Here is a 26139-nt window from a genome sequence, read left to right as displayed (position 1 = left end):
GACGGGCGCGGGGGGGTGGGGGGTGGGGGGTGGGGGTGGGGGTTAGGCCAGGGGGAGGTAGACGCGGTTGCCGGTGGAGCGGAATTCGGCTGACTTGGTCTGCATGCCCCGGGCGGCGTACTCCTTGAGCTCCTGGGTGATCTTCATGGAGCAGAACTTCGGGCCGCACATGGAGCAGAAGTGCGCGGTCTTCGCCGGCTCCGCGGGGAGCGTCGCGTCGTGGTAGGCGCGCGCGGTCTCCGGGTCCAGTGACAGGTTGAACTGGTCCTCCCAGCGGAACTCGAACCGCGCCTTGGACAGCGCGTCGTCCCAGGCCTGGGCGCCGGGGTGTCCCTTGGCCAGGTCGGCCGCGTGCGCCGCGATCTTGTACGCGATCACGCCGGCCTTGACGTCGTCCCGGTCGGGCAGGCCGAGGTGCTCCTTGGGGGTGACGTAGCAGAGCATCGCGGTGCCGAACATGCCGATCATGGCGGCCCCGATCGCCGAGGTGATGTGGTCGTACGCGGGCGCGATGTCGGTGGTCAGCGGGCCGAGCGTGTAGAACGGTGCCTGGTGGCACCACTCCTGCTGGAGGTCCACGTTCTCCTTGATCTTGTGCATCGGCACGTGGCCGGGCCCCTCGATCATCACCTGGACGTCGTACTCCCAGGCGATCGTCGTCAGCTCGCCGAGGGTACGCAGCTCGGCGAACTGGGCCTCGTCGTTGGCGTCGGCGATCGAGCCGGGTCGCAGCCCGTCGCCGAGCGAGAACGTGACGTCGTACTTCGCCAGCAGCGAACACAGCTCGCGGAAGTTGGTGTAGAGGAAGTTCTCCTCGTGGTGCGCCAGGCACCAGGCCGCCATGATCGAACCGCCCCGGGAGACGATCCCGGTGACCCGGTCCACCGCCAGCGGCACGTACGGCAGCAGCACCCCCGCGTGCACCGTCATGTAGTCGACGCCCTGCTCGGCCTGCTCGATGACGGTCTCCCGGAACACCTCCCAGCTCAGCCTCACCGGGTCGCCGCCGACCTTCTCCAGCGCCTGGTAGATCGGCACCGTGCCGATCGGCACCGGCGAGTTGCGCACGATCGCCTCCCGGGTCTCGTGGATGCGCTTGCCTGTCGACAGGTCCATCACGGTGTCCGCGCCCCAGCGGGTGGCCCAGGTCAGCTTCTCCACCTCCTCGGCCACCGACGAGGTGACCGCCGAGGTGCCGATGTTGGCGTTCACCTTCACCAGGAACGCCTTGCCGATGATCGCCGGCTCGCACTCCGGGTGGTTGACGTTGAGCGGCAGCACCGCCCGCCCGGCGGCGATCTCGTCCCGGACGAACTCCGGCGGCACGCCCTCCCGGATCGCCACGAACTCCATCTCCGGGGTGACCATCCCGGCGCGGGCGTAGCAGAGCTGGGTGGGGCGTTGGGAGTCGACGCCGGCCAGCGGGGTTCCGGCGCCCCGGACCGGGGCCACGTCCCCCCGGGCGGCGATCCACGGCCCGCGCAGCGGCGGCAGCCCCACCTCCGGGTCCGAGCCGGGGCCGGAGGTGTCGTAGAGCCGTACCGGCGGGTCGTCCCCGGTCAGCTCCACCTCGGCGAACGGCACCCGGACGTCCGGCCGGGCCCCCTCGACGTAGACCTTGCGACGTGCCTGCATGACAGCCTCCCTGATGGTCATCGGGACCAGCCGAAGTGGTCCAGCGGGCCGCGTCCCGCGCCCAGTTCCCAACCCCGCGCGCCGGTCAGCGCGCGGGTGACGTACTCCTTGGCGGTGGCGACCGCGACCGGCACCGGGTCACCGGCCGCCAGCCGGACGGCGATCGCCGCCGAGAACGAACAGCCGGTGCCGTGGCTGTGCCGGGTGTCCACCCGGGGTGCGCGGAGCAGGGTGGTCGCCCCGCCGCCGGCCAGCACGTCGACCGACTCGCCGGCCGCGTCCACGTCACCGCCGGTGACCACCACGAACTCCGGGCCGGCGGCCGCCAGGTCCTGCGCCGCCACGACCATCTCCTCGACCGTGTCCACCGGGCGTCCGGTGAGGGCGGCGGCCTCCGCGCAGTTCGGCGTCGCCACCCGGGCGTACGGCAGCAGCCGCTCGACCGCCGCCACCACCCCGAGCCGGTGTCCACTGGTGGCGACGAGCACCGGGTCGACGACGAGGTGCGGCAGCCGGCCCGCCTTCGCCGCCTCGGCCACCGCGTCGGCTACCGCCGGGGTGCCGAGCATCCCGGTCTTCACCGCGCGCACCGCGAAGTCGGTGAGCACGCTGTCGAGCTGCTCGGTGACGGTGCGCGGGGGCAGCGGCAGCACGGCGTCCACGCCCCGGGTGTTCTGCGCGGTGACAGCGGTCAGCACACTCGTGCCGTACGCGCCGAGGGCGGCGAAGACCTTCAGGTCGGCCTGGATGCCGGCCCCGCCGCCGGAGTCCGAGCCGGCGATGGTGAGCACGGTCGTGGGCGTCATGTCGTCTCCTCGGGCCACGCCCCGCCGACCGGGATGCGGTCCGTCGGGCGGGGGGTCGAAGGGAAGGCGCTGGTGAGGGTGGCGGCGACCCCGGTCGGGTCGGCGGCGCGCATGATCGCGCCGAGCACCGCCACCCCGACCGCGCCCGCTCCGACACAGGCCGTCACCTGTGCCGGGGTCTCGATGCCGCCCAGGGCGAACACGGGCACCGGGCTGATCCGGACGAGCCGGCGCAGCCCGTCCGGGCGCAGGGGTGGGCCGTAGCCGGGTTTGCTGCGGGTGGTCCAGACCGGCGAGAGCGTCACGTAGTCCTCGGTGGTGAGTCGGGCCAGCTCCGCCGCGTCGTGGCAGGACCGACCGACGAGCCCGACGGCCGGCGGCGGGTACGGCCCGGCCGCCGCCAGATGCACCGCCCCACCGGCAGCGCCCGGACCCCGACCGAGCGGGTCAGGGCCAGCCGAGCCGTCGCCGAGCGGGTCTGGGCCGGCGACGATCAGGGTGCCGCCGGCCTCGGCCAGGACGGCCCGCAGGTCGACGGCGAGCGCCAGCCGCCCGGCGCGGGGCAGGTCCTTCTCCCGCAGCACCACCCACCGCACGCCACCGCGTACCGCCTTCGCGACGACGTCGACGAGGTCGCCGCGCGCCGCCCGCCGGTCCGTCAGCAGCACCACCCCGGCCGGTGCGGGGATGCGCGGGGCGGCGGAGCGGGTCACAGGTCGGGCCTTCCGTCGTCGGGGGTGGAGGCGAGGGCGTGGAACCGGCGGGGAATCCGCCCGGCGGAGTACGCGAGCCGTCCGGCCTGGACGCCGTACCGCATGGCGGTGGCCATCGCCGTCGGGTCGGCGGCCCGGGTGACGGCGCTGGCCAGCAGCACCCCGTCGCAGCCCAGCTCCATGGCGAGCGCCGCGTCGGAGGCGGTGCCGATCCCGGCGTCGAGGATCACCGGCACGTCGACGCCCTGCCGGATCAGCCGGATGTGGTGCGGGTTGGTCACCCCGAGGCCGGAGCCGATCGGCGCGCCGGCCGGCATCACCGCCGCGCAGCCGACGTCGGCCAGCCGACGGGCCAGCACCGGGTCGTCCGAGGTGTACGGCAGCACGACGAAGCCGTCGGCGACGAGTTCCTCGGCCGCCCGCAGCAGCTCCACCCCGTCCGGGAGCAGGGTCCGCTCGTCGCCGATCACCTCCAGCTTCACCCAGTCGGTGTCGAACGCCTCCCGGGCCAGCCGGGCCACCTTCACCGCCTCCCCTGCGGTGTAGCAGCCGGCGGTGTTGGGCAGCAGCCGCACCGCGCACCGGTCGAGCAGGTCGAGCAGGCCACCGGCGGTGCCGGGGGCGGTGTCGACCCGGCGCAGGGCGAGGGTGACAAGTTCGGTGCCGGAGGCCCGGATCGCCTGCTCCAGCACGTGCAGGTTGGCCGCGCCGCCGGTACCGAGGATGAGCCGGGAGGTGAAGGTCTGGTCGGCGATGGTGAGGGGCATCCCGGTCACCCGCCCTGGGCGGCGCTGAGCACCTCGACCCGGTCACCGTCGCGCAGCACGGCGCCCGGCCAGCCGCCCCGGGGAACCACCTCGCCGTTGACCGCGACGGCGAGGCCGCGCCGCTGCTCGGTGACGGCCCGGACCAGGTCCGCGACGGTCGATCCGCCGGCCAGCTCCCGGCCGACACCGTTGACGATCAGTCGCACGTCTCCTCCTCGTTCGCCGTGTGCCGGTCCCGTCCGACGCCGCCGGCCGTCGGCCGCGCCCCGGCCGGGGCGGCGAACCGGTCGGCGGTGAAGGGGGTGAGCAGCGGGTCCGGTTCGCCGTTGACGATCAGCTCGGTGATCAGGTCGGCGGTGACCGGGGTGAGCACGATGCCGTGCCGGTGGTGGCCGGTGGCGGCGAGCACTCCGGGCCGGCCGGGCAGCGGCCCGAGGATCGGCGCGTTGTCCGGGGTGCCGGGGCGCAGCCCGGCGACGGCCTCGACCAGCTCGTACTCGGCCAACTCCGGGGCCAGGTCGACGGCGGCGCGGAGCAGGCGCAGCACCGCACCGGCGGTCACCTCGGTGTCGGCACGCTCCTCGACGGTCGCCCCGACCACCACCTCGCCGCTGTCGCGAGGCACCAGGTAGACCGACTCGCCGTCGGCGTACCCGCGGATGACGTGCCGGAAGCCGGGCGGACGGCGATCGGGCGCGCGTAGCCGCAGGACCTGGCCCTTGACCGGGCGGACCGGCAGCCCAGTGAGCGCGGCGGCCCCGCAGCCGGCGGCGACCACGACGACCGGCGCGGCCAGTTCGGCCAGCCGGGTCACCGCGCCGGGGACCAGGGTCGCGCCGGCCCGTTCGGCGGCGACCCGCAGCGCGGCGACCAGCAGACGCGGGTCGACCTGGTGGTCACCGGGGGCGACCGCGCCGCCGCGCAGTCGCGGGGTCAACGCGGGCTCGCGGTCCCGCAGCTCCGACGGGCGCAGCGCGGTGATCGGCAATCCCAACCCCTGCTGGTACGACCAGAGCCGGCGCGCCTCGGCCAGGTCGTCCCCGGTCAGCCCGACGACGAGGGTGCCGTCGGTGCGGTACCCGAACCCGGTGCCGGCGGCCTCGGTCAGCTCGGCGGCGAAGCCCGGCCAGCGGGCGGCGGACTCGGCGAGCAACCCGGTCAGCTCCCGCTCGCCGAAGTACGCCTCGGCGACCGGGGCCAGCATCCCGGCGGCGACCCGCGACGCGCCGGAGCCGGGGGCCGGATCGTGCACGGTCACCCGCAGGCCGCGGGCGGCGCAGCGCCAGGCGATCGCCAGCCCGACCGGCCCCGCCCCGACGACGGCGACGTCCGGGCCGCTCAACACGTCAGCGCCGCGATCAGCTCGGCGGTGGCCCGCCCCGGGTCGGCGGCGGCGGAGAGCGCCCCGACCACCGCCACCCCGTACGCCCCGGCGGCCCGCAGCACCGGGACGGTGGCGACGGTGACCCCGCCGATGGCGATCACCGGCACGTCGACGGCCTCGGCGACGGCGCGGAGTCCGGCCGGGCCGATCGGGTCGGGCAGGCCGGTCTTGGTGCTGGTCGGGTGGCACGGACCGACGCCCAGGTAGCTGGCCCCGGCGGCGACCGCCCGCGCCGCGCCGCCGGGTTCCCGGGCGGTCGCGCCGAGTACGGCGGCACCACCGAGGATCCGTCGGGCCGCCGCGACGGGCAGGTCGTCCGCGCCGACGTGGCCGCCGTCGGCGTCCACCGCGAGGGCCACGTGCAGCCGGTCGTTGACCAGGCACGTCGCCCCGTACGGCAGGCAGAGCGCCCGCGCCTGCCGGGCCAGCTCGTACGCCTGCCGGTCGGTGGTCCCGTCGGTGACCCGGACCTGGACGACCAGGTCGGCGCGGGCTACCGGGAGGGCGGCGCGCAGCACGGCGAGCGGGTCGCACCCGGGTCGGGTGTCGGTGATCAGATGCAGTCGGCCGAGGGACGGCACGGCAACTCTCCTCCCTGCGCCGGCATTACCCGGATCAGGTTCGACGGTCGGGGGCTCTCAGCCCCCCTCTCAGCCCGGTGTACCGGGCTCCCGTGGGTTACGTGCCTGTCACCGTACGACAGATCCGCTGATCCGCCAAGGGGTGTTACATCGATCCAGCAGTGTCTATGATTACCTTTCTTGGCTTCTCTCCACATAAGCCGGAAATGCGAGTCGGCGATACCGAATCGTTACATGCTCATGCCTTGCCGGAAACCAATCCAGCGGCGCTAATTTGTTCAACCGATCGACATTATTCCGGTGACCGGCCTCGACGAGGTCGGCACCTGATCGCCACCGATGCGGACCTCGGCGGGCCCGCACCCATCCGACCGGGGACGGTCTGCGGCGAGTCGTCCCCATGCCCCCACCACTGTCCAGCACGGACATAAGGAGCATGGAGTGTCTCCATCCCGCCACCGCCGCGCACGTCGCGGCCCACTGGGCGCCGGGCTACTTGCCCTCTCCCTACTCGCCAGCGGTCTGATCGGCGGCACCCCCGCCCAGGCCGCTCCCGCCGCGGCGGCCCTGCCACAGGCCGCACCGGCACCCGCACCAGCGGCGGCAGCCGCCGCCGAACCCTTCTCGGTCCTGGTCTTCTCCAAGACCGCCGGATTCCGGCACGACGCCATCCCGGCCGGCATCGCCGCGATCCAGAAGCTCGGCACCGACAACGGGTTCACCGTCGACACCACCGAGGACGGGGCCGCCTTCACCGACGCCAACCTGGCGAAGTACCAGGCGGTCATCTGGCTCTCCACCACCGGTGACGTCCTCGACGCCACCCAGCAGGCCGCGTTCGAGCGCTACATCAAGGCCGGCGGCGGTTACGCAGGCGTGCACGCCGCCTCGGACACCGAGTACGACTGGGCCTGGTACGGCAACCTGGTCGGCGCGTACTTCTCCGGCCACCCGGCCAACCAGCAGGCCACCGTCAAGGTCGAGGACCACGCCCACCCGTCGACCGCCACCCTGCCGGACCGCTGGTCCCGCTTCGACGAGTGGTACAACTTCCGCACCAACCCGCGCTCCAAGGTGCACGTGCTGGCCAGCCTGGACGAGAAGTCCTACAGCCCGGGTGCCGGCGCGATGGGTGCGGACCACCCCACCGCCTGGTGCCAGGACTACGACGGCGGCCGGTCCTGGTACACCGGCGGCGGCCACACCCAGGCGTCGTACACCGAGCCGGAGTTCCTCTCCCACCTGCTCGGCGGCATCCGCACCGCGGCCGGGGTCGAGAACGCCGACTGCGGCGCCACCAAGACCTCGAACTTCGAGAAGATCACGCTGGACAGCAACACCAACAACCCGATGGAGCTGGACATCGCTCCGGACGGCCGGGTGTTCTACGCCGAGCGTGACGGCCGGGTGCAGATCGTGAAGCCGGACACCGGCAACACGGTCACCGCCGTCCGGCTGGACGTCTTCACCGGCAACGAGGACGGCCTGCTCGGTCTCCGCCTCGACCCGAAGTTCACCACCAACAAGTGGATCTACCTGTACTACGCACCGGCCGGTGGCGCCCCGCGCAACTACCTGTCCCGGTTCACCGTCAACGGTGACACCATCGACAAGGCCACCGAGAAGGTCGTCCTCCAGGTCGACACCCAGCGCAACACCTGCTGCCACGCCGGCGGCAGCATGACCTTCGACTCGAAGGGCAACCTCTACCTCGCCACCGGCGACAACACCAACCCGTTCGAGTCGAGCGCCTTCACGCCGATCGACGAGCGGGCCGGCCGGCAGGACTACGACGCGCAGCGCAGCGCCGGCAACACCAACGACCTGCGCGGCAAGGTGATCCGGATCCACCCGGAGGACGACGGCACCTACACCGTCCCGACGGGGAACCTGTTCGCCCCGGGCACCGCGAAGACCCGTTCCGAGATCTTCGGCATGGGCTTCCGTAACCCGTTCCGGATCGGCGTCGACCAGAAGACCGACACCCTCTACGTCGCCGACTACGGGCCGGACGCCTCGGCGGCCAACCCGAACCGCGGCCCCGAGGGCCTGGTGGAGTGGAACATCGTCGCCACGGCCGGCAACTACGGCTGGCCGTACTGCACCGGCAACAACAAGGCGTACAACGACTACACCTTCCCGTCCGGGCCGAGCGGGGCGAAGTTCGACTGCGCCGCGCCGGTGAACGACTCGCCGAACAACACCGGCCTGACCAACCTGCCGCCGGCCATCGCGGCGACGGTGGACTACGGCTACGCCGGCGACCCGCGCTTCCCCGAGATCGGCGGCGGCGGCGCCCCGATGGGCGGCCCGGTCTACCGCTACGACGCCGACAGCACGTCCAGCCGCAAGTGGCCGGCGTACTACGACGGCAAGGCGCTCCTCGGCGAGTGGAACCAGTCGAAGATGTACACGATGCAGGTCAGCGCGGACGGCAAGTCGCTGATCGACATCAACCAGCTGCTCACCGGCATGCCGATGGTCCGCCCGATGGACTTCGAGTTCGGGCCGGACGGCGCGCTCTACATGATCGAGTGGGGCACCGGCTTCGGCGGCAACAACGACGACTCCGGGGTCTACCGGATCGACTACACCGCCGGTGACCGCGCCCCGATCGCCGAGGCCAGCGCCGACCCCACCTCCGGGGCCGCACCGCTGACCGTGAAGTTCTCCAGCGCCGGTTCCCGTGACCCCGACGGTGGCACGCTGACCTACGCCTGGAAGTTCGGTGACGGGCAGACCTCCACCGAGGCGAACCCCACCCACACCTACACCACCGCCGGCGACTACACCGCCCAGCTCACCGTGACCAACCCCAAGGGTCGTACCGCGGTGGCGAACGTGCCGGTGACGGTCGGCAACACCGCCCCGACGGTGACCATCGAGTTCCCGCCCAGCGGCGGCTTCTTCGAGTGGGGCGACCAGGTCAAGTACACGATCAAGGTGACCGACCCGGAGGACGGCGCCATCGACTGTGACCGGGTGCAGCTGCAGGTGCTGCTCGGCCACGACGAGCACGCCCACCCGCTGGAGCAGCACACCGGCTGCACCGGCACCGTGCAGACCTCGCTGGCGTCCGGGCACGGCGCGGAGGCGAACGTCTTCGCGGTCTTCGAGGCCACCTACACCGACGACGGCGGTTCCGGCAGCGCCGGCCCGCTGACCGGCCGGGCGATCGAGATCCTCCAGCCCAAGCGCAAGCAGGCCGAGTACTTCACGGCCACCGGTCGGGCCCCGGGCAGCACCGGCGGCGGTGACCCGGGCGTGCAGAAGGAGACCACCACCGACACCGCCGGCGGCGGCCAGAACATCGGCTTCATCGAGGACGGCGACTGGTGGTCGCTCGACCCGGCCAACCTGACCGGGGTCGACCAGATCCGGTTCCGGGCGGCCTCCGAGGTCCAGGGCGGTCGGATCGACGTGCACGCCGGCGCCGTCGACGGCCCGATCGTGGCGACGGCCGTCGTGCCCAGCACGGGCGGTTGGCAGCAGTTCGTCGACGTGACCGCGCCGGTGACCGGTGCGGCCGAGGGCGCGCTGTACTTCGTCGCCAAGGACCCGGCCGGTGGCACCGGTTCGCTGGTCAACGTCAACTGGATGGACTTCATCGGCCGGGGCGTCACCGACAACGCGCCGCCGCAGGTGACGGCCACCGCCACCCCGGCGACCGGCACCGCGCCGGTCACCGTCGCCTTCAAGGGCACGGCCACCGACGCCGAGGGCGACACCCCGCTGACGTACGCCTGGGACTTCGGTGACGGCGGGACGGCGACCACCCTGGACGCCACCCACACGTACACCACCCCGGGCACCTTCACCGCCACCCTGACGGTGACGGACAAGCGGGGCGCGAAGTCATACGCGACCGTCCCGGTGAAGGTGGACGCGCCGACCAACTCCTGCCTCGGAGCGCGGTCGGACGACTTCGCCGGCAACAGCCTGAACAAGGACCGTTGGTCGGTCGTCCGGGAGAACCAGCTCTACTCGGTCTCCGACGGGGCGCTGCGGCTGCCCACCGCCTCCGGTGACCTGTACGGCACCCGCAACGACGCGACCAACCTGGTGCTCCAGCCCGCACCCAGCGGGGCCTGGCAGGCCACCACCAAGGTCACCGTGCCAGTCACCGCCGACTACCAGCAGGCCGGCCTGCTGATCTACGGCGACGACGACAACTACGCCAAGGTGGACCTGCTCTACGGCGGTTCCCGCAAGGTGGAGTTCATCCGGGAGACCGCGGCGACCCCGCGCAACGACGCGGCCGACGCCGTGGCCGCACCCGCCGGTGACACCATCTGGCTGCGGCTGATCAGCGACGGCACCAACCTCACCGCGGCGTACTCCACCGACGGTGCGACGTTCACCCCGGTCGGCCGGTCCGCCGCGCTGGCCGGCATCACCAACCCGCGGATCGGGCTGCTCGCCCTCAACGGCGGCACCACCGCGCCGGTGGTGGACGCGGTCTTCGACTCGTTCGTGGTCTCGCCGGACGCCCCGGCCGGCCCGGTCGCCCCGTCTGACGAGTTCACCGGCACCACGCTCGACAAGTGCCGGTGGAACGCGGTGCTCCGAGAGGACCCGGCCGCCTACCGGGTGGCCGACGGCGCGCTGAAGATCGACGTGCCGAAGGGTGACATCTACGGCACCAGCAACACCGGGCCGACGAACTTCATCCTCCAGACCGCGCCGACCGGCGACTGGACCCTGGAGACGAAGGTCGACGGCAGCGCGCTGGCCGAGCAGTACCAGCAGGCCGGTCTGATCGTCCACGCCGACGACGACAACTACGTCAAGTTGGACTTCATCGTGGACAACCAGGCCGGTCAGACGGCCTCCCGGCGGATCGAGTTCCGTGGCGAACTCGCCGGGGTGACGCAGAACCCGCAGCCGCAGGTCTCCAACCTGACCTCGGCGGTGTGGTACCTGCGGCTGGCCCGGGCCGGTGACACCTTCACCGCGTCCTACTCGGCGGACGGGCAGGAGTGGACCACGTTCGAGACGGTGACGAACAGCGCCGTCGGGGCCACCCCGAAGATCGGTCTGTTCACCCTCGGTGCGAACGCGGCCACCTCGAAGACGGCCTCGTTCGACTACTTCCGGCTCTCCACCAAGGCGGCCGACACGACCGCCCCGGTGACCACGGCCACCGTCTCCGGCACCCCGACCGAGGGTTGGCACACCGGCCCGGTCACCGTGACGCTGGCGGCTGCCGACGAGGCCGGCGGTAGCGGGGTGGCGAGCACCGAGTACCAGCTCGACGGGGCCACCACGTGGACCGCGTACACCGAGCCGGTGCAGGTCACCGGGGACGGCACGCACGAGGTGCGGTTCCGGTCGACGGACGCGGCCGGCAACGTGGAGGCGACGAAGAAGGTCGCCGTGAAGATCGACGCCACCGCGCCGGTCAGCTCGGCGGCGTTCGCCCCGGCGAACGACGACGGCTGGCACAACGGCACCGTCCCGGTGGTGATCACCTCCACCGACGCCGGTTCAGGGGTCAAGAAGCTGGAGTGGTCGCTCGACGGTGGCGCCTGGACGGCGTACACCACGCCGGTCGAGGTGACCGGGGACGGCACGCACGAGCTGCTGTACCGGGCCACCGACGCCGCCGGCAACGTCGAGTCGCTGAAGTCGGCGGTCGTGAAGATCGACGGCACCAAGCCGACGCTGCTGGTCTCCGGCATCGCCGACGGCCAGCTCTACGGTGACAGCCAGGACGTCCGGATTTCGTGGCAGGCGGTCGACCCGACCTCCGGCATCAAGACGACCTCCGGCGTGCTGGACGGCCGGGCGTACGCCAGCGGCACCCTGCAGGCGCTGTACGAGCTGCCGCTCGGCCTGCACGAGCTGAAGGTGACCGCGACCGACAAGGCGGGCAACTCCACCACCTCGTCGGTCCGGTTCTACGTCACCACCTCGTTCCGGGACATGCAGAACCTGCTGGACCGGTTCAAGGCGACCGGACGACTCTCCACCAAGGCGCACCGTCAGCTGTCCAACAAGCTGGACGCGGTGCGGGAGTCCGAGGCGGCGGGCAACGACAAGCGGGCGGTGCAGCAGTTGACCGCCTTCAAGGCGTTGGCCAACGATGCCGCCCTGGTGACCGACACCGACGTCCGGGACGTGCTGGTCCGGGACGCCGACGCCATGATCGTCCGGCTCGGTGGCGCGGCCACCAAGGCCGGCGTCAAGGCGAACGACAACAAGTCGGTGGACGGGGCCGGTCGGCTCGGTGCCGACCCCACCCGGATCGCCGCGGGCGGTTCGCTGTAACACCACCACTACCGGGGCCGCTCCCACCGTCGACACCGACGGTGGGGGCGGCCCCTCCACATCGGAAGGGGACGTCGATGCGTACCTTCAGAGTTTTCGCCGCCGCGCTGGTCGCGGCGGGCCTGGTGGCCCTGCCGGCGGGTCCGGCGGCGGCGCACGACGGCAAGTTGAAGCTGACAGTGGCCGGTGACGGAGCCGGCGGGATCACCGTGCAGGCCGTGCACGCCGACGGCCACCGCCTGGACCAGCCGGTGCTGCTCACCCTGACCGCCGAGGGCGAGGGTGGCCGGACGGCCGGGCCGGTGCAGATCGCCCCGGCGGCAGAGGGGCAGGGCTTCTACAGCAGCGGTGCGCTGCTCTCCCCCGGCGACTGGCGGGTGACTGTCAGCGCACCTGCCCCGTACCTCAGCACGGCGAGCGCCCGGGTGCAGGCCCGGGTGGCCCAGTCGCCGTCACCGGTCGCCGCCGCGCGCCCGGCGGCCGGGGCGGAGGCGGCCGGGGCCGGCTGGTGGCCGTGGCTGGCCGGCGGCCTCGTGGTGGTCGTCGCCGGGGCGGCCCTGCTGCTGTGGCGTCGCCGCCGCGCCGGCCCTCGGCCCGGGGACCAACCGGCCGGGCTGGGCGGCTGACGACCGTCAGAGCAGGGCGTCCAGGGCGTCGAGGTCGGCGTCGGTGGGCTGCCAGGTGCCGGCGGCAGCGTTCGCCCGCACCTGCTCGGGGGTGGTCGCCCCGGCGATGACGGAGGCCACCGCAGGCCGGGCGGCCAGCCCGCCGATGGCGACCTGGAGCAGGCTGAGCCCCCGCTGCGACGCGTACGACTCCAGCGCCTCGATGGTGTCCCAGCGGGCGGCGGCCAGCCGCTCGGCGTACCGGCCACCGCCGGAGAGGCGGCTGCCGGCGGGCGGGGCGGCGTTACGCTGGTACTTGCCGGTGAGCAGCCCGTTGGCCAGCGGGAAGAACGGCAGCAGACCCAGGCCGAAGCGCTCGCAGGCCGGGACGATCTCCACCTCGGCGTCCCGGTGCAGCAGGTTGTAGTGGTTCTGCGCGCTGACGAACCGGGTCAGCCCCCGGGTCTTCGCCGTCCAGTCGGCGTCGGCGATCTGCCAACCGGAGAAGTTGGAGTTGCCCAGGTAGCGCACCTTGCCGGCGCGGACCAGGTCGTCCAGCGCGGCGAGCGTCTCGTCGACCGGGGTGTCCGGGTCGGGCTCGTGCAGCTGGTAGAGGTCGATGTGGTCGGTGCCGAGCCGGCGCAGTGACGCCTCGACGGCCCGTACGACGTACCGCCGGGAGCCGCGCACCCCGAAGTCGCGGCCGTTGCGGCCGCCCATCGACATGCCGAACTTGGTTGCCAGCACCACGTCGTCCCGCCGACCCTTGAGGGCCTGCCCGAGCAGCTCCTCGGAGCCACCCGGCGGCTCGCCGTAGATGTCGGCGGTGTCGAAGAAGGTGATCCCGGCGTCGAGCGCGGCGTCGACCACCGCCCGGGTGCCGTCGAGGTCGAGCTTGCGGCCGAAGTTGTTGCAGCCGATGCCGACCACGGACACCACGAGCCCGGAGTCGCCCAGCCGGCGGTAGGTCATCTCAGTCACGGGATCCACCCTATGCCGGCCGGACCGGCCCCGACCGGCGACGACCCCGCCCGATGACCAGGCGTGGTCGGCCCCTCACGGTCCATGCGGGTGGCTCAGCCCACGTCCCAGACCGGCTCCGGGGTCTCCACCACGTCGCCGTCGCCCCGGAACAGCACGAAGCGGTCGAACGAGCGGGTGAACCAGCGGTCGTGGGTGACCGCGACCACCGTCCCGGCGAACGCGGCCATCCCCGCCTCCAACGCCTCGGCCGAGGCCAGGTCGAGGTTGTCGGTCGGCTCGTCGAGCAGCAGCAGGGTGGCCCCGGACAGCTCCAGCAGCAGCACCAGGAACCGGGCCTGCTGACCGCCGGACAGGGTGCCGAAACGTTGGTCTCCCTGACCGGCCAGCTCGTAGCGGCTCAACGCCGCCATCGCCGCGTGCCGGTCCATCCCCTGCCGGTGCTCGTCGCCCCGCCACAGCGCCTCGACCAGGGTCTTCGCCATCAGCTCCGGCCGGTCGTGGGTCTGCGAGAAGTGCCCCGGCCGGACCCGGGCGCCGAGCCGGACCGCTCCGCCGTGGGCCACCGGGGCGAGTGCGGCGGCCCCGTCGACCGGGCCGTTGGCCGGGTCGGGGTCGGTGCCGCCCCGGGCCAGCAGGCGCAGGAAGTGCGACTTGCCGGTGCCGTTGGCACCGAGCACCGCCACCCGGTCGCCGTACCACAGCTCCAGGTCGAAGGGGTAGGTCAGGCCGTCGAGCTCAAGCTGCTCGCAGATCACCGCGCGCTTGCCGGTCCGCCCGCCGGCCAGCCGCATCCGGATGTCCTGGTCCTTCGGCGGTACGGGCGGCGGCCCGGCCTCCTCGAACTTGCGCAACCGGGTCTGCGCGGCCTGGTAGCGGGAGGCCAACCCGTCGTTGTAGGCGGCCTTCTGCTTGTACATCAGCATCAGCTCACGCAGCTTCTGGTGCTCCTCGTCCCAGCGGCGGCGCAGCTCGTCGAGGCGGGCGTGCCGGGCCGTCCGGGCCTCGTGCCAGCTGGCGAAGCCGCCCGGGTGCACCCATGCGCTGCCCCCTTCCACGGCGACCACCCGGTCGGCGGTGTGCGCCAGCAGCTCCCGGTCGTGCGAGACGTACAGCACCGACTTGGCGGACTCGCGCAGCCGCTGCTCCAGCCAGCGTTTGCCGGGCACGTCGAGGAAGTTGTCCGGCTCGTCGAGCAGCAGCACCTCCTCGGTGCCGCGCAGCAGCAGCTCCAGGGCGAAGCGCTTCTGCTGGCCCCCGGAGAGGGTCCGCACCGGCCGGTCCCGGGACGCGTCCCAGGGCAGGTCGAGCACGGTGGTGGTGACGGTGTCGAAGAGCACCTCGGCGTCGTACCCGCCGGCCTCGCCCCAGGCGGCAAGCGCGTCCGCGTACGCCAGCTGGGCCTTGCCGGCGGCGGTGCTGTACTTGCCACGCAGCTCGGCCGCCCGCATGGCCTGCTCGGTGTCGGCGAGCCGGCGACCGGCGTCGCGCAGCGCCGGCGGGGCCAGCGACAGGGCCAGGTCGGCAAGCGTCGACTCGTCGCCGATCATGCCGATGAACTGCCGCATCACCCCGAGCCCACCGGAGCGGGCGATCGCGCCGGTGCGCACCGGCAGGTCACCGGCGACCATCCGCAGCAGCGTCGTCTTGCCGGCGCCGTTCGGCCCGACCAGGGCGACCTTGGCACCCTCACCGACCCGGAACGACACGTCGGAGAAGAGCTCCCGACCGTCCGGGAGGATGTGCCCGACCGCTGCCACGTCCACGTATCCCACGCCGGCATCCTGCCCGAGGCGCGGGGCCGGGCGACACCGGATTACCGGGTGACCCGCAGCACCCGGTAGCCCTTCTGGCCGGCGTGCCGGGTCACCGCGAAGCCCTCGTCGGACAGCCAGCGGTGCAGCGAGTCGCCGCCTAGGTGCCGGGCCACCACCAGCCAGCCGACACCGTCCGGGGCGAGCCGGGGCAGCCAGTGGCGCAGCAGCCCGTGCAGCTCGGGCTTGCCGATGTGGATCGGCGGGTTGGACCAGACCTGGGTGAAGGTGACGTCGGCCGGCACCTCGTCCGGGGCGACCGCGCGTACCCGGTCGGCGGCGTCGATCCGGGCGGCGTTCGCGGCGGTCAACGCACGGGCCCGCTCGTTGACGTCGACCGCCCACACGGTGGCGGTCGGGGCGAGGTCGGCCAGCACGCAGCTGATCGGCCCGAACCCGGAGCCGATGTCGAGCAGGTGGCCGCCGGTCGCGGCGGTCGGCAGGTCGGCCTTGCGCAGCAGAACGGCGGTGCCGGGGTCGAGCCGGGCGGCGGAGAAGACGCCGCTGGCGGAGGCCAGCGCGTAGTCACGCCCGGCGACGTGGAACTCGACCTCGCGGGGGCGGGCCGGGGCGCTGGGCTCCGGGGTGAAGTAGTGGTCGCCGGTCACCGGGGCATTCTTCCACCAGCCCGCCGCCAGCCCGCCGCCAGCCCGCCGCCAGCCTGCCGGCGAACGGCGAAGTGGATTCGACGCGCCCACGTACACTTTTCCCGGTTTTATCACCTAAAGAGGCGATGAACCCTACTCTGAGCGACATGGTATATCGGTACGAGTCCGCTGAGGACGCGTTTGAGGAGAACCCGCAGCCCGGGGCGGATCTACCGCTGTTCCAGCCCGCCCCGACCGCACCGGCCGGACCCTCCCCGTCCCGCTTCCCGGCCCCCTCACTGCCCCGGGCCAACCGGCCGGCCCTCCCGGCCGCCGACCCCGTCCCGGTCCGCTCCTCCGTCCAGGTGCCGCCCACGGGTGCCCACGGTCACACCCACACGTCCGCATCGGACGGCCCCCGGTCCCGCCGCACCGGTGACGGTCGGGGTGGCCGGCTCTGGCAGGTCGTCGTCGGTGGGGCCGCCGTGCTGATGCTGTTCGGCCTCTGCGGACTCGGCGGAGCCGTCCTGCTCATCGACCGCACCTCCACCGACGACCCGGCGCAGAACGGGCAGGCCACGCCGACCGCGCCGCCGAGCACCGCCGCCCCGGTCGCCGCCGGCCCGCTGGACTCCCGGGGCACCGACCGGCAGCCGTTGACGGTCAAGGAGGTCTTCCCGGACAAGAAACTGGTCGTCGGCGCCGACCGGCACGAGTACCAGGTGCTCAAGACCCAGTCCAGCGGCAGTTGCGCCGTCGCGGCCACCGGTGAGATCGCCGATCTGCTTGTCACCCTCGGCTGCAGCCAGGTGGTCCGGGCCACGCTGCGCTCCCCGGACGACGACCACCTGGTCACCGCCGGCCTGTTCAACCTGACCGACCTGGCCACCGCCCAGCGTGTCCGGGACCGGATCCGGCCGCTGCTCGACGACCGGCGGGGCCGGTTCCGGGGCATGCCCACGGGGGACGACACCGAGTCCATCGCCACCGCCGCCGCCCGCGTCGCCTGGCAGGTACGCGGCCACTACGTCGCCTACTGCCTGGTGACCCGGGAGGACGGCGGTGCCGTCCCGGCAGGTGACCCCGGCATCCGCGAGATCATCTACGACCTGGTCGAACTGCATCTCGACAAGGGCGTGCTGGACCGCCGGGCGGGCGGCGTCAGCGTGGACCAACCCGATCCGAAGACCACCGGGCGCTCGGCCACCCCGCGCGCCGGAGAATCGAAGACCGCAACCCCGTCCGCCACCCCGCGCCGCGACGACCCGGACACCGACGAGCTACCCGGCGACTGACACCCGCTGGCGGAGGCCCGGCCGTCCTGTCCGGGTCTCCGTCTCCTGAACTGCCGGCTCGGCCCCGACAGCGGGACCGGTCGCTACGCCGGCTCGACGGGCAGCCAGAGTTCGCGTGTCGTGGTGCGGGGGGCGTCCGCCGGTTTGGGCACCGCGACGATCTCCGGGCCCGGCCGCAGGCGCCACGGGGTGAAGGGAAACCACTCGGTTGCGACCGCGGCCCAGGTCTGCTGCAGGATCCGCGGATGCGACCCCACAGCCCGGATGACCACCCAGCGGCCCGCCGGGACCTCGATGACGTCGAGGTCGGCCGGGACCGGCGTGCTCGGGGACACGGCGACCCCGTGCAGGTAGGTCAACTCACTGCCCTCGCCGTAGTCCGCGTCGAGGTCGTCGCAGACCGCGAGCAGGCCGCCCGGCTCAACGTCGCCGAGTGTCTTCAAGCGCAGGTGCTCCTCAGCCGGCAGCGCCGCGATGTGCTGCTGGACGTACGGGTTGACGCCTCGGTGGATCAGGGGAACCCGGGCAGCATGCCCCACGAGCCGGAATGCGGGACGGTCGACGATGCGGGTTTCCATGCGTTCGTTCCCTTCGGCAGTGGGCGGAACCTGGGCCGTGGTGCTGGGCGACAGTGCCTCCGTATCGTGACCGGCGCTGATGCGGCGTACCCGACGGAAGCGGAGCGGAAGGTGTCGGGCGGTCGGGAGCGGTGCCACCACACGATGGGGGCATGGACGACACGACACTGGTATCCCGGTTCCTTCGCGACGGCTTCGTGAAGTTGGCGGGCGCCGTCGCGCCGCGCGTGGCCGCCGACTGCGCGCGGCTGCTGTGGCGGGAGACCGGCTGCGATCCGGACGACCCCGCCACCTGGACGCAGCCCGTGCACTGGGTGCCCGGCATGGCGCAGGGGCCGTTCGCCGCCGCACCCAATTCTCCGTTCCTCCATCACGCGTACGACCTGCTCGTCGGCGCGGGACGCTGGGAGCCGCGCTACTCACTGGGCACGTTCCCGTTGCGCTTCCCGCACCGGGACGAGCCGGAAGACGCGGGCTGGCACATCGAGGGCAGCTATCTGCCGGAGGGTGCGAGCTGGTACTTCACGAATGTTCGCTCCCAGGGCCGGGCGCTGCTGATGTTGTTCCTGTTCAGCGAGGTCGGCGCAGAGGACGCTCCGACCCGGATCCGGGTCGGCTCACACCTCGACGTGCCGAACGTGCTGGAGAGGTACGGGGAGGACGGGGCGAGCGGGCTCGACCTCGCGCCCGAGCTGGTGGCGGCGTCGGACCACCGGCCACTCGCCCTGGCCACCGGCTCTCCGGGGGACGTCTTCCTCTGCCATCCGTTCCTGGTGCACGCGGCGCAACCGCACCACGGGACGCGGCCGCGCTTCATGGCCCAGCCGCCGCTGATGCCGGCGGCACCGTACGAGCTGGAACGGGCCGACGGTGCGTACTCGCCCGTGGAGATCGCGATCCGCCGAGGACTCGGGCAGGACACCCCCGCTCCTGAGGTACCGGGAAGGCGGGGACAACGGTGAGGGGGCGGGTGAGTGGCCGCAACGCGCGATTTCAGCAGTGGGAGGCTCTGCTCCGCAACCGGACCAAGCGGCAGCGTCGCGGCGAATTCCTCGTGCAGGGCGTACGCCCGATCACCATGGCCATCGAACACGGCTGGCAGGTCCGGGAGCTGCTCCACGACGCCGACGTCCAGTTGTCCGACTGGGCACGCGGAGCCCTGGACACCGTCCAGGCCGAGAGGTACGCCGTCTCCCCCGACCTGATGCATGAGCTGGGCGGCAAGGCGGACACGGTTCCGGAGCTGCTGGCCGTGGTCGCCCTACCGGAGGACGACCTGTGCCGCATCCCGACCGGACCGACCATGCTCACCGTCGTGTTCGACCGGCCCACCAGCCCCGGCAACATCGGGACACTCATCCGGTCCGCAGACGCCTTCGGCGCGTCCGGCGTCATCGTCACCGGCCATGCCGCCGATGTGTACGACCCGAAGGCGGTGCGGGCGAGCACCGGCTCGGTGTTCGCGCTGCCCGTGGTCAGGGCGCCCTCGCACCAGGCCGTGCTGTCCTGGGTCGCCGACGTGCGCGCCGACGGTATCCGCATCGGCATCGCGGGTACCGATGAGCACGCCGCACTTGATGCCGCCGAGTACGACTTCACGCAACCCACGCTGACCCTGATCGGCAACGAGACCACCGGTCTCAGCGTCGGCTGGCGTGAAGCCTGCGACCAGCTCATCCGGGTCCCGATGTCCGGGGCCGCCAGCTCCCTGAACGCGGCGGCCGCCGCTACCGTCGTGCTCTACGAGTCGGCACGCCAGCGCAACGCTGCCGCCCGCCGGTAGCGCAACCGCGACGCTGCGGTGGGCTGACCGGGCTAGGACTCCACGGGAAGGCGTAGCCGGCGGGTCCGGTCGGCGCGGCGGGCGTACTCGGCCGGGTCGTCCGGGTAACCGACGGCGACCAGGGTCAACCCGTGCGCCGGCGCGACTGTCACCTCGCTGGACCGCTCCCGCCGGGCGAGCAGGCCACCCGGCCAGTCGACCGGGCGTCGACCGTCCCCGGCGGTCAGCATCGCCCCCACCAGGCTGCGCACCATCGCCTGGCAGAACGCGTCGGCCTGCACGGTGGCGACCAGGATGCCGTCCGGGTCCCGCCGCCAGTCCAGCCGGGTCACCTCACGCAGCGTGGTGGCGTTCTCCTTGCGCCGGCAGTACGCGGCGAAGTCGTGCTCCCCGACCAGGCCGGTCGCCGCCGCCTGCAACGCGACCAGGTCCAGCGGGCGGGGCCAGGCGAGGATGTCCCGCCGACGCAGCGGCTCGGCGCCCCATGGGGCGTCGGTCACCCGGTACTCGTAGCGGCGGAAGGTCGCCGAGAAGCGGGCGTCGAAGTCGACAGGCACCTCGGTCATCGCCCGGACCCGTACGTCGCCGGGGAGCAGCCGGGCAAGCCGGCGCAGCAGCCGTCCCCGATGCTCCCGCCAGACGCCGCCGGGCAGGTCGAGGTGGCAGACCTGGCCGGCGGCGTGCACCCCGGCGTCCGTCCGGCCGGCCACTGTCAACCCGGTAACGGTGCCCGCCCCGAGCACCAGGTCCATTGTCTCGACCAGCACCCCGGCCACTGTGCGCCGGGTCGGCTGGACGGCCCAGCCGGAGAAGTCGGTGCCGTCGTACGAGACGTCCAGCCGCAGCCGGATCCGCTCGTCCACCTCGTACCTCCCCTCGACGGCGTCGGGCCCGGCACCCCAGGAAGGGATGCCGGGCCCGACGATGCTGCCGGTGCTCAGGCCTTGTTCTCGGTGGCCTCGTTGGTCTCGGTGGCCTCGTCGCTGTCCTCGCGGGCGGCGGCGGTGTCACCGGACGCCGAGACCGGCGCCTCGGAGTCCTGGTCGGCCGGGGCCGCCGGGGTCTCCTCGGCCGGGGCGAGCGCCTCGACCTTGTCCTGCTGGGCGCTCTTGCGGGCGGCGGTCTTCTTGTTCGCCTTGGGCTCGGCGACCTGAAGCTCCTCGACCAGCTCGATGATCGCCATCGGAGCGGCGTCACCCTTGCGCGGACCGGTCTTCACGATCCGGGTGTAACCACCGTTGCGGTTGGCGTACCGGGGCGCGATCTGGTCGAACAGGGAGTAGACCACGTCCTTGTCCTTGACGACGCCCAGCACCCGACGACGGGAGGCGAGGTCGCCCCGCTTGGCCTTGGTGATGAGCTGCTCGGCCAGCGGACGCAGCCGCCGGGCCTTCGTCTCGGTGGTCTGGATCTTGCCGTGCTGGAACAGCGCGGTGGCCAGGTTGGCCAGCATCAGCCGCTCGTGCGCGGGGCTGCCGCCGAGGCGGGGGCCCTTGGTGGGCGTGGGCATGCTTGGTGCTCCTCAGGTGTGGCGGCAGCGCGGACTAGAGCTGCTCGGTCTCGCGATAGTCGTCGGTGTCGTAGTCGGCCTCACCGAAGGCGTCCACGACGTGTGCCGGGTCGAAGTTCGGGGCCGAGTCCTTCAGCCCCAGACCCATCCCGGCGAGCTTCATCTTGACCTCGTCGATCGACTTCTGACCGAAGTTCCGGATGTCGAGGAGGTCGGCCTCGGTACGCCCGATCAGCTCACCAACGGAGTTGATGCCCTCGCGCTTGAGGCAGTTGTAGGAGCGGACGGTGAGGTCCAACTCCTCGATCGGCAGGGCCAGGTCCGCCGCCAGCTGGGCGTCCTGCGGGGACGGCCCGATGTCGATGCCCTCGGCGGTCTCGTCCAGCTCCCGGGCCAGCCCGAAGAGCTCCACCAGCGTCGAACCGGCGGAGGCCAGCGCGGTACGCGGGCCCATCGACGGCTTGGTCTCGACGTCGATGATCAGCCGGTCGAAGTCGGTCCGCTGCTCGACGCGGGTCGCCTCGACGCGGTACGTCACCTTCAGCACCGGCGAGTAGATCGAGTCGACCGGGATCCGGCCGATCTCGGCGCCGGCCTGCTTGTTCTGCGCCGCCGTCACGTAGCCGCGACCCCGCTCGACGGTCAGCTCCATGTCGAGCCGGCCCTTGCCGTTGAGGGTGGCGAGCTTGAGGTCGGGGTTGTGCACCGAGACGCCGGCCGGGGGCTGGATGTCGCCCGCGGTGACGTCGCCCGGACCCTGCTTGCGCAGGTACATGCTGACCGGCTCGTCGTGCTCGGAGCTGACGCAGAGCTCCTTGATGTTCATGACGAGCTCGACCACGTCCTCCTTGACCCCGGGGATCGTGGTGAACTCGTGCAGCACACCGTCGATCTTGATCGAGGTGACCGCGGCACCCGGGATGGACGACAGCAGCGTACGCCGCAGCGAGTTGCCCAGGGTGTAGCCGAAGCCGGGCTCCAGCGGCTCGATGGTGAACCGGGAGCGGGTCTCGTTGATCGACTCTTCGGAGAGAGACGGTCGCTGGCTGATGAGCATTTCTTCTCTTCTCTTCCGGGGCGCCCGCTATATGACGCCCACGACACAAACCGTTCCGGTGGCCCGCCCCGGAGGACGGGCCACCGCAACGAGCCCTTACTTGGAGTAGAGCTCGACGATCAGCTGTTCCTGGACCTGGGTGTCGATCACCTGACGGGCCGGGAGCGAGTGCACCAGGACCTTCATCTGGCTCGGGATCGCCTCCAGCCACGCCGGAACCGTCTTCGAGCCGGCCTGGGCCTGCGCCACGATGAACGGGGTGAGCTCCTTGCTCTTGCCCCGGACCTCGATGATGTCGTGCTCCTTGACCCGGTACGACGGGATGTCGACCTTCTTGCCGTTCACGGTGAAGTGACCGTGCTTGACAAGCTGGCGGGCCATGTCCCGCGAGTGCGCGTAACCGGCCCGGTAGACCACGTTGTCGAGGCGCGACTCGAGGATCTGCAGGAGGACCTCACCGGTCTTGGCCTGCTTGGCCACCGCCTCCTCGTAGTAACCGCGGAACTGCTTCTCCAGCACGCCGTACACGCGGCGGGCCTTCTGCTTCTCGCGGAGCTGGAGCAGGTACTCCGTCTCCTTCGTGCGGCCACGACCGTGCTGCCCGGGCGGGAACGGCCGGGACTCGAACGGGCACTTCGGACCATCGCACTTGCTGCCCTTGAGGAACAGCTTCATCTTCTCCCGCCGGCAACGGCGGCAGTCAGCACCGGTGTAACGAGCCATCTCTCTCTAACCTCTCAGACCCGACGACGCTTCGGCGGACGGCACCCGTTGTGCGGCTGCGGGGTGACGTCGGCGATCTGGCCGACCTCCAGCCCGACGGCCTGCAGCGAGCGGATGGCGGTTTCCCGGCCGGAGCCGGGGCCCTTGACGAACACGTCGACCTTGCGCATGCCGTGCTCCATCGCCCGACGCGCGGCGGCCTCGGCGGCCAGCTGCGCGGCGAACGGGGTCGACTTGCGGGAGCCCTTGAAGCCCACCTGGCCGGCGGAGGCCCAGGAGATGACCGCACCGGTCGGGTCCGTGATGGACACGATGGTGTTGTTGAAGGTGCTCTTGATGTGCGCCTGCCCGTGGGCGACGTTCTTGCGTTCCTTGCGCCGGACCTTCTTGACAGCGGCTCCGGCACGAGCCTTCGGTGGCATAAGTCTTCTGCGCTCCTAGTTGACTTCCCGATACAGGTTGCGGCCTGGCCTAGCTCGGCGGACCCAGACCCGTATTCCGGTCTACGTCTTACTTCTTGCCGGGCTTCTTCTTGCCGGCGACGGTCCGCTTCGGGCCCTTGCGGGTGCGGGCGTTGGTCCGCGTCCGCTGGCCACGCACGGGCAGGCCCCGGCGGTGCCGGATGCCGGCGTAGCAGCCGATCTCGACCTTGCGGCGGATGTCAGCGGCGACCTCGCGGCGCAGGTCGCCTTCAACCTTGTAGTTCGACTCGATGTGGTCGCGGAGCTGGACCAGCTCCTCGTCCGTGAGGTCCCGAGCGCGCTTGTCCGGCGAGATGCCGGTGGCGGCGAGCGTCTCCTGGGCACGGGTGCGACCGACCCCGAAGATGTAGGTGAGCGCGATCTCCATCCGCTTCTCGCGGGGGAGATCCACGCCGACTAGACGTGCCATGTGCGGGCGTACTCCTCGTGATGTTGTGGCGGAGGTGTGGACCCGTCCCATCCCGCTACCGACCTGTCCGCCTCCGGCGCGAGATGCGCCGGCGACCGGACGGCCGCTGCCCGAGCGGGCCCCGGCCTCCGACCGGGGGTTGGCCACGAGAAGATACGCATGCGTACGTTCCGCGGCTGGGACGAGCTGGTGACGTGTTGTCGTCGGATCTGCGCGACCCGGACCGGTCCGCCGCCCTCCGTAAGTCACGGAAGGCGGGATCGGATCAGCCCTGGCGCTGCTTGTGGCGCGGGTCGCTGCAGATCACCATGACCCGGCCGTGCCGGCGGATAACCCGGCACTTGTTGCAGATCCTCTTGACGCTCGGCTTGACCTTCACGGTTGCCTTACTTCCCATCTGGCCCGGCGACGCGATGACCGCGACTCCGGACGTCGAAGACGGACACGGGGACTTCCCGGCCGCCGTCAGGCTTACTTGTAGCGGTAGACGATGCGCCCGCGGGTCAGGTCGTACGGCGAGAGTTCGACGACGACCCGGTCCTCCGGCAGGATGCGGATGTAGTGCTGCCGCATCTTGCCGCTGATGTGAGCCAGCACCTTATGGCCGTTCGCGAGCTCCACCCGGAACATTGCGTTCGGCAGAGGCTCGATGACCCGACCCTCGATCTCGATGGCTCCGTCTTTTTTCGGCATGTACTCCGCTGTCCTGACGTCGGTTGCTCCGGACGGCCCACAACGTCTTACACGGGTCTTCCGATGGTCATCGGGGACCCGCGCCAGCCGCGGCTCCAGCTCCCACCGAAGCGCGGGGTGGGCATGCCGGAGTGGACGCTGTGCGCCGATCTGAAAGTCTACGCCCGCCTACGGGCCGTCGCCAAACCGGCCACCCGTGGCGTCACCCACTCGGACGAAAACGGACACCAGGCCCACCCCGAGAGCCTCGTGCCGGCCCGGCTGTTCTGGGACGACGTTCCCACCCGTCCCGACCCACAGCAGGCCCCGCTCGACGTCAGCGATCGTGCCGGCGCCGCTCCCGGCGTTCCCGCCGGCGGACAGCCCGGCCCGCCCGCCGCCGGTCCCGCCGGGCTACGTCCCGCGCAGGCGCCCCGGTGGCGAACCCACCCGCGGTACGGAAGAGCAACACGACCCCCCACGGGCCGAGCGCCCATACCGGCCAGTAGAACAGCAGGTCCCGGCTGCCGAGTGCGGAGATCGCCCAGATAGCGGTCAGGATGGCCGCGACCCGCAGCCAGGGCCCCCACACCTCGGCCAACCAGCGTCCGGAGACGGCACCGGTCGGTCCGCCGGCCGCCAGCTCCCCGTCCACCGGCTGCCCGGTCGTGGCACCCTGCCCGGTCGTGGCACCCTGCCCGGGACCCGCCGCAGAGCCGTGACCGACCGGCTCCGGCGGTATCGCCGGGGCCGCGCCGGGACCGACCGGCGCCAGGGCGGACCGCTGCGCGGAGGCCGGTCCCGGCAGATCCGCCAGCACCGTGTCCAGTTCCGCGTAGGTCTTCGCCCCGTACGTCCGCTGCAGGCGCTCGTCGTACTCGTGCAGATCGAGCCGGCCCTCCTCCAGGGCGAGCCGGAGCCGCTCCGCGGTCGCCTCCCGGTCGGTGTCAGCCGCCCTCATCCGATCCCGCCCCTCCATGCCGGCAAGCATGACACTCCGGGTCCAGCGACGCCGACCGGCACCGCCACCGGCTCGGTCCTCGCCAACCACGGCCCCACCCGAATCGTGTCCCCACCACCCACGACCCCACCGACCTACGACCCCACCAGTTCGTCTCCGTGCGGGCCCATGTCCACGCGGGCCGCCACTCCCCGCCGCCTCACCCCCACTCCCGCCCACTCCCGCTCACGCTTGCCCACGCCACCCCCACCTCACCCCCACTCCCGCCCGTCCATGTCCATGCCGTCCCATGCCGGCCCGCACCCACGCCGGCCCATGCTCATTCCCCCGCCAGCCCGCACCCACGCCAGCCCACGCCAATGCCCACGCCAGCCCACGCCCACGCCGGCCCATACTCTCGCCGGCCCAGATCCGTGCCGGCCCCCCGCCCGCCGACCCGTACCGCTGCGGCCCCGGTCGTCGCGCCGCCTCCGCCCCACCCACACATGTCGCCGACGCTTTGGAGCTGATGACGTTTCCGATTCAC

25 protein-coding genes and 1 riboswitch are annotated in these 26139 nt (G+C 72.2%); of the genes, 5 read left to right on the top strand and 20 right to left on the bottom strand.

All coding sequences use genetic code 11. The features are described 5' to 3' along the window. Positions 1-42 precede the first annotated feature (42 nt). The 7 genes from thiC to thiE all read right to left on the bottom strand — a co-directional run bounded on the left by thiC (position 43) and on the right by thiE (position 5886). A complete protein-coding gene (thiC, locus tag OHQ87_RS28620; RefSeq protein WP_328342899.1) occupies positions 43-1635 on the bottom strand; it encodes a phosphomethylpyrimidine synthase ThiC in 1593 nt (530 codons plus the stop codon). A 17-nt stretch (positions 1636-1652) separates the two neighbouring features. Continuing rightward, on the bottom strand, positions 1653-2441 hold the full coding sequence (gene thiD / locus OHQ87_RS28615; RefSeq protein WP_328342897.1) for a bifunctional hydroxymethylpyrimidine kinase/phosphomethylpyrimidine kinase: 789 nt from the start codon (positions 2439-2441) through the stop codon (positions 1653-1655). Further along, positions 2438-3130: a thiamine phosphate synthase gene (locus tag OHQ87_RS28610; protein WP_328349032.1), complete on the bottom strand. Its 693-nt coding sequence runs from the start codon at positions 3128-3130 to the stop codon at positions 2438-2440. Before OHQ87_RS28610 ends, thiD begins: the two co-directional genes overlap by 4 nt. A 20-nt stretch (positions 3131-3150) precedes the next feature. Then, positions 3151-3921, bottom strand: coding sequence for a thiazole synthase (locus OHQ87_RS28605; protein ID WP_328342895.1), 771 nt, complete (start codon positions 3919-3921; stop codon positions 3151-3153). A gap of 5 nt (positions 3922-3926) precedes the next feature. After that, on the bottom strand, positions 3927-4127 hold the full coding sequence (gene thiS / locus OHQ87_RS28600) for a sulfur carrier protein ThiS (RefSeq protein WP_328342893.1): 201 nt from the start codon (positions 4125-4127) through the stop codon (positions 3927-3929). Beyond that, entirely contained in the window at positions 4118-5266 is a 1149-nt protein-coding gene (thiO, locus tag OHQ87_RS28595; RefSeq protein ID WP_328342891.1) for a glycine oxidase ThiO, read from the bottom strand. The genes thiS and thiO overlap by 10 nt, the downstream gene beginning before the upstream one ends. Continuing rightward, complete coding sequence (thiE, locus tag OHQ87_RS28590) at positions 5260-5886, bottom strand: thiamine phosphate synthase (protein ID WP_328342890.1); 627 nt, start codon at positions 5884-5886, stop codon at positions 5260-5262. The genes thiO and thiE overlap by 7 nt, the downstream gene beginning before the upstream one ends. Next, positions 5881-5990: riboswitch (TPP riboswitch) on the bottom strand. (Overlaps the previous gene by 6 nt.) 337 nt (positions 5991-6327) lie before the next feature. Here thiE and OHQ87_RS28585 point away from each other — a divergent pair. Together OHQ87_RS28585 and OHQ87_RS28580 are read left to right on the top strand one after the other, a co-directional pair. Further along, the gene (locus tag OHQ87_RS28585; protein ID WP_328342888.1) at positions 6328-12156 is read left to right on the top strand and encodes a ThuA domain-containing protein; all 5829 of its coding nucleotides are present in this window, start codon (positions 6328-6330) and stop codon (positions 12154-12156) included. Positions 12157-12233: 77 nt separating this feature from the next. Further along, positions 12234-12782, top strand: a complete 549-nt coding sequence (locus OHQ87_RS28580; protein ID WP_328342886.1) for a hypothetical protein — start codon at positions 12234-12236, stop codon at positions 12780-12782. A 6-nt stretch (positions 12783-12788) separates the two neighbouring features. Here OHQ87_RS28580 and OHQ87_RS28575 read toward each other — a convergent pair whose 3' ends face one another. From OHQ87_RS28575 to OHQ87_RS28565, 3 genes are all read right to left on the bottom strand, one after another. After that, a complete protein-coding gene (locus OHQ87_RS28575) occupies positions 12789-13751 on the bottom strand; it encodes an aldo/keto reductase (protein ID WP_328342884.1) in 963 nt (320 codons plus the stop codon). 86 nt (positions 13752-13837) lie between these two features. Next, entirely contained in the window at positions 13838-15517 is a 1680-nt protein-coding gene (locus tag OHQ87_RS28570) for an ABC-F family ATP-binding cassette domain-containing protein (RefSeq protein WP_328342882.1), read from the bottom strand. A 41-nt stretch (positions 15518-15558) separates the two neighbouring features. Then, the gene (locus OHQ87_RS28565; RefSeq protein ID WP_328342880.1) at positions 15559-16164 is read right to left on the bottom strand and encodes a class I SAM-dependent methyltransferase; all 606 of its coding nucleotides are present in this window, start codon (positions 16162-16164) and stop codon (positions 15559-15561) included. Between the two features lie 146 nt (positions 16165-16310). Here OHQ87_RS28565 and OHQ87_RS28560 point away from each other — a divergent pair, with 146 nt between their 5' ends. Further along, a complete protein-coding gene (locus OHQ87_RS28560) occupies positions 16311-17438 on the top strand; it encodes a hypothetical protein (protein ID WP_328342878.1) in 1128 nt (375 codons plus the stop codon). An 83-nt stretch (positions 17439-17521) separates the two neighbouring features. Here OHQ87_RS28560 and OHQ87_RS28555 read toward each other — a convergent pair whose 3' ends face one another. Further along, on the bottom strand, positions 17522-18016 hold the full coding sequence (locus OHQ87_RS28555) for a GyrI-like domain-containing protein (RefSeq protein WP_328342876.1): 495 nt from the start codon (positions 18014-18016) through the stop codon (positions 17522-17524). A gap of 152 nt (positions 18017-18168) precedes the next feature. Between OHQ87_RS28555 and OHQ87_RS28550 the strand changes: the two genes are divergently transcribed. Together OHQ87_RS28550 and OHQ87_RS28545 are read left to right on the top strand one after the other, a co-directional pair. Then, complete coding sequence (locus OHQ87_RS28550; protein ID WP_328342874.1) at positions 18169-18978, top strand: phytanoyl-CoA dioxygenase family protein; 810 nt, start codon at positions 18169-18171, stop codon at positions 18976-18978. 8 nt (positions 18979-18986) lie between these two features. Then, positions 18987-19799 carry a TrmH family RNA methyltransferase gene (locus tag OHQ87_RS28545; RefSeq protein ID WP_328342872.1) on the top strand — a complete coding sequence of 271 codons (813 nt, stop codon included), beginning with the start codon at positions 18987-18989 and terminating at the stop codon, positions 19797-19799. A 32-nt stretch (positions 19800-19831) separates the two neighbouring features. Here the strand turns inward: OHQ87_RS28545 and truA are convergent, their stop codons facing one another. The 9 genes from truA to OHQ87_RS28500 form a co-directional block, all read right to left on the bottom strand. Further along, the gene (gene truA / locus OHQ87_RS28540) at positions 19832-20662 is read right to left on the bottom strand and encodes a tRNA pseudouridine(38-40) synthase TruA (protein WP_328342870.1); all 831 of its coding nucleotides are present in this window, start codon (positions 20660-20662) and stop codon (positions 19832-19834) included. A gap of 74 nt (positions 20663-20736) precedes the next feature. After that, a complete protein-coding gene (gene rplQ / locus OHQ87_RS28535; protein ID WP_067301474.1) occupies positions 20737-21309 on the bottom strand; it encodes a 50S ribosomal protein L17 in 573 nt (190 codons plus the stop codon). A gap of 34 nt (positions 21310-21343) precedes the next feature. Beyond that, positions 21344-22366 (bottom strand): DNA-directed RNA polymerase subunit alpha, encoded by a 1023-nt coding sequence (locus OHQ87_RS28530; protein WP_007073009.1) that lies wholly within the window; start codon positions 22364-22366, stop codon positions 21344-21346. Positions 22367-22462: 96 nt separating this feature from the next. Then, positions 22463-23089 (bottom strand): 30S ribosomal protein S4, encoded by a 627-nt coding sequence (gene rpsD / locus OHQ87_RS28525; RefSeq protein WP_067301470.1) that lies wholly within the window; start codon positions 23087-23089, stop codon positions 22463-22465. Between the two features lie 14 nt (positions 23090-23103). Further along, positions 23104-23511 (bottom strand): 30S ribosomal protein S11, encoded by a 408-nt coding sequence (gene rpsK / locus OHQ87_RS28520; protein WP_030329919.1) that lies wholly within the window; start codon positions 23509-23511, stop codon positions 23104-23106. Between the two features lie 88 nt (positions 23512-23599). Further along, positions 23600-23980 (bottom strand): 30S ribosomal protein S13, encoded by a 381-nt coding sequence (gene rpsM / locus OHQ87_RS28515; protein WP_091241981.1) that lies wholly within the window; start codon positions 23978-23980, stop codon positions 23600-23602. A gap of 265 nt (positions 23981-24245) precedes the next feature. Continuing rightward, complete coding sequence (rpmJ, locus tag OHQ87_RS28510; protein ID WP_043965539.1) at positions 24246-24359, bottom strand: 50S ribosomal protein L36; 114 nt, start codon at positions 24357-24359, stop codon at positions 24246-24248. 92 nt (positions 24360-24451) lie between these two features. Further along, positions 24452-24673, bottom strand: coding sequence for a translation initiation factor IF-1 (gene infA, locus OHQ87_RS28505; RefSeq protein ID WP_007073013.1), 222 nt, complete (start codon positions 24671-24673; stop codon positions 24452-24454). A gap of 316 nt (positions 24674-24989) precedes the next feature. After that, the gene (locus tag OHQ87_RS28500; RefSeq protein ID WP_328342864.1) at positions 24990-25613 is read right to left on the bottom strand and encodes a DUF1707 SHOCT-like domain-containing protein; all 624 of its coding nucleotides are present in this window, start codon (positions 25611-25613) and stop codon (positions 24990-24992) included. Between the last annotated feature and the right edge of the window lie 526 nt (positions 25614-26139).

The organism is Micromonospora sp. NBC_00421, from assembly GCF_036017915.1.
Classification (GTDB): Bacteria; Actinomycetota; Actinomycetes; order Mycobacteriales; family Micromonosporaceae; genus Micromonospora.
This window is presented reverse-complemented; position numbering and strand designations above follow the sequence as displayed.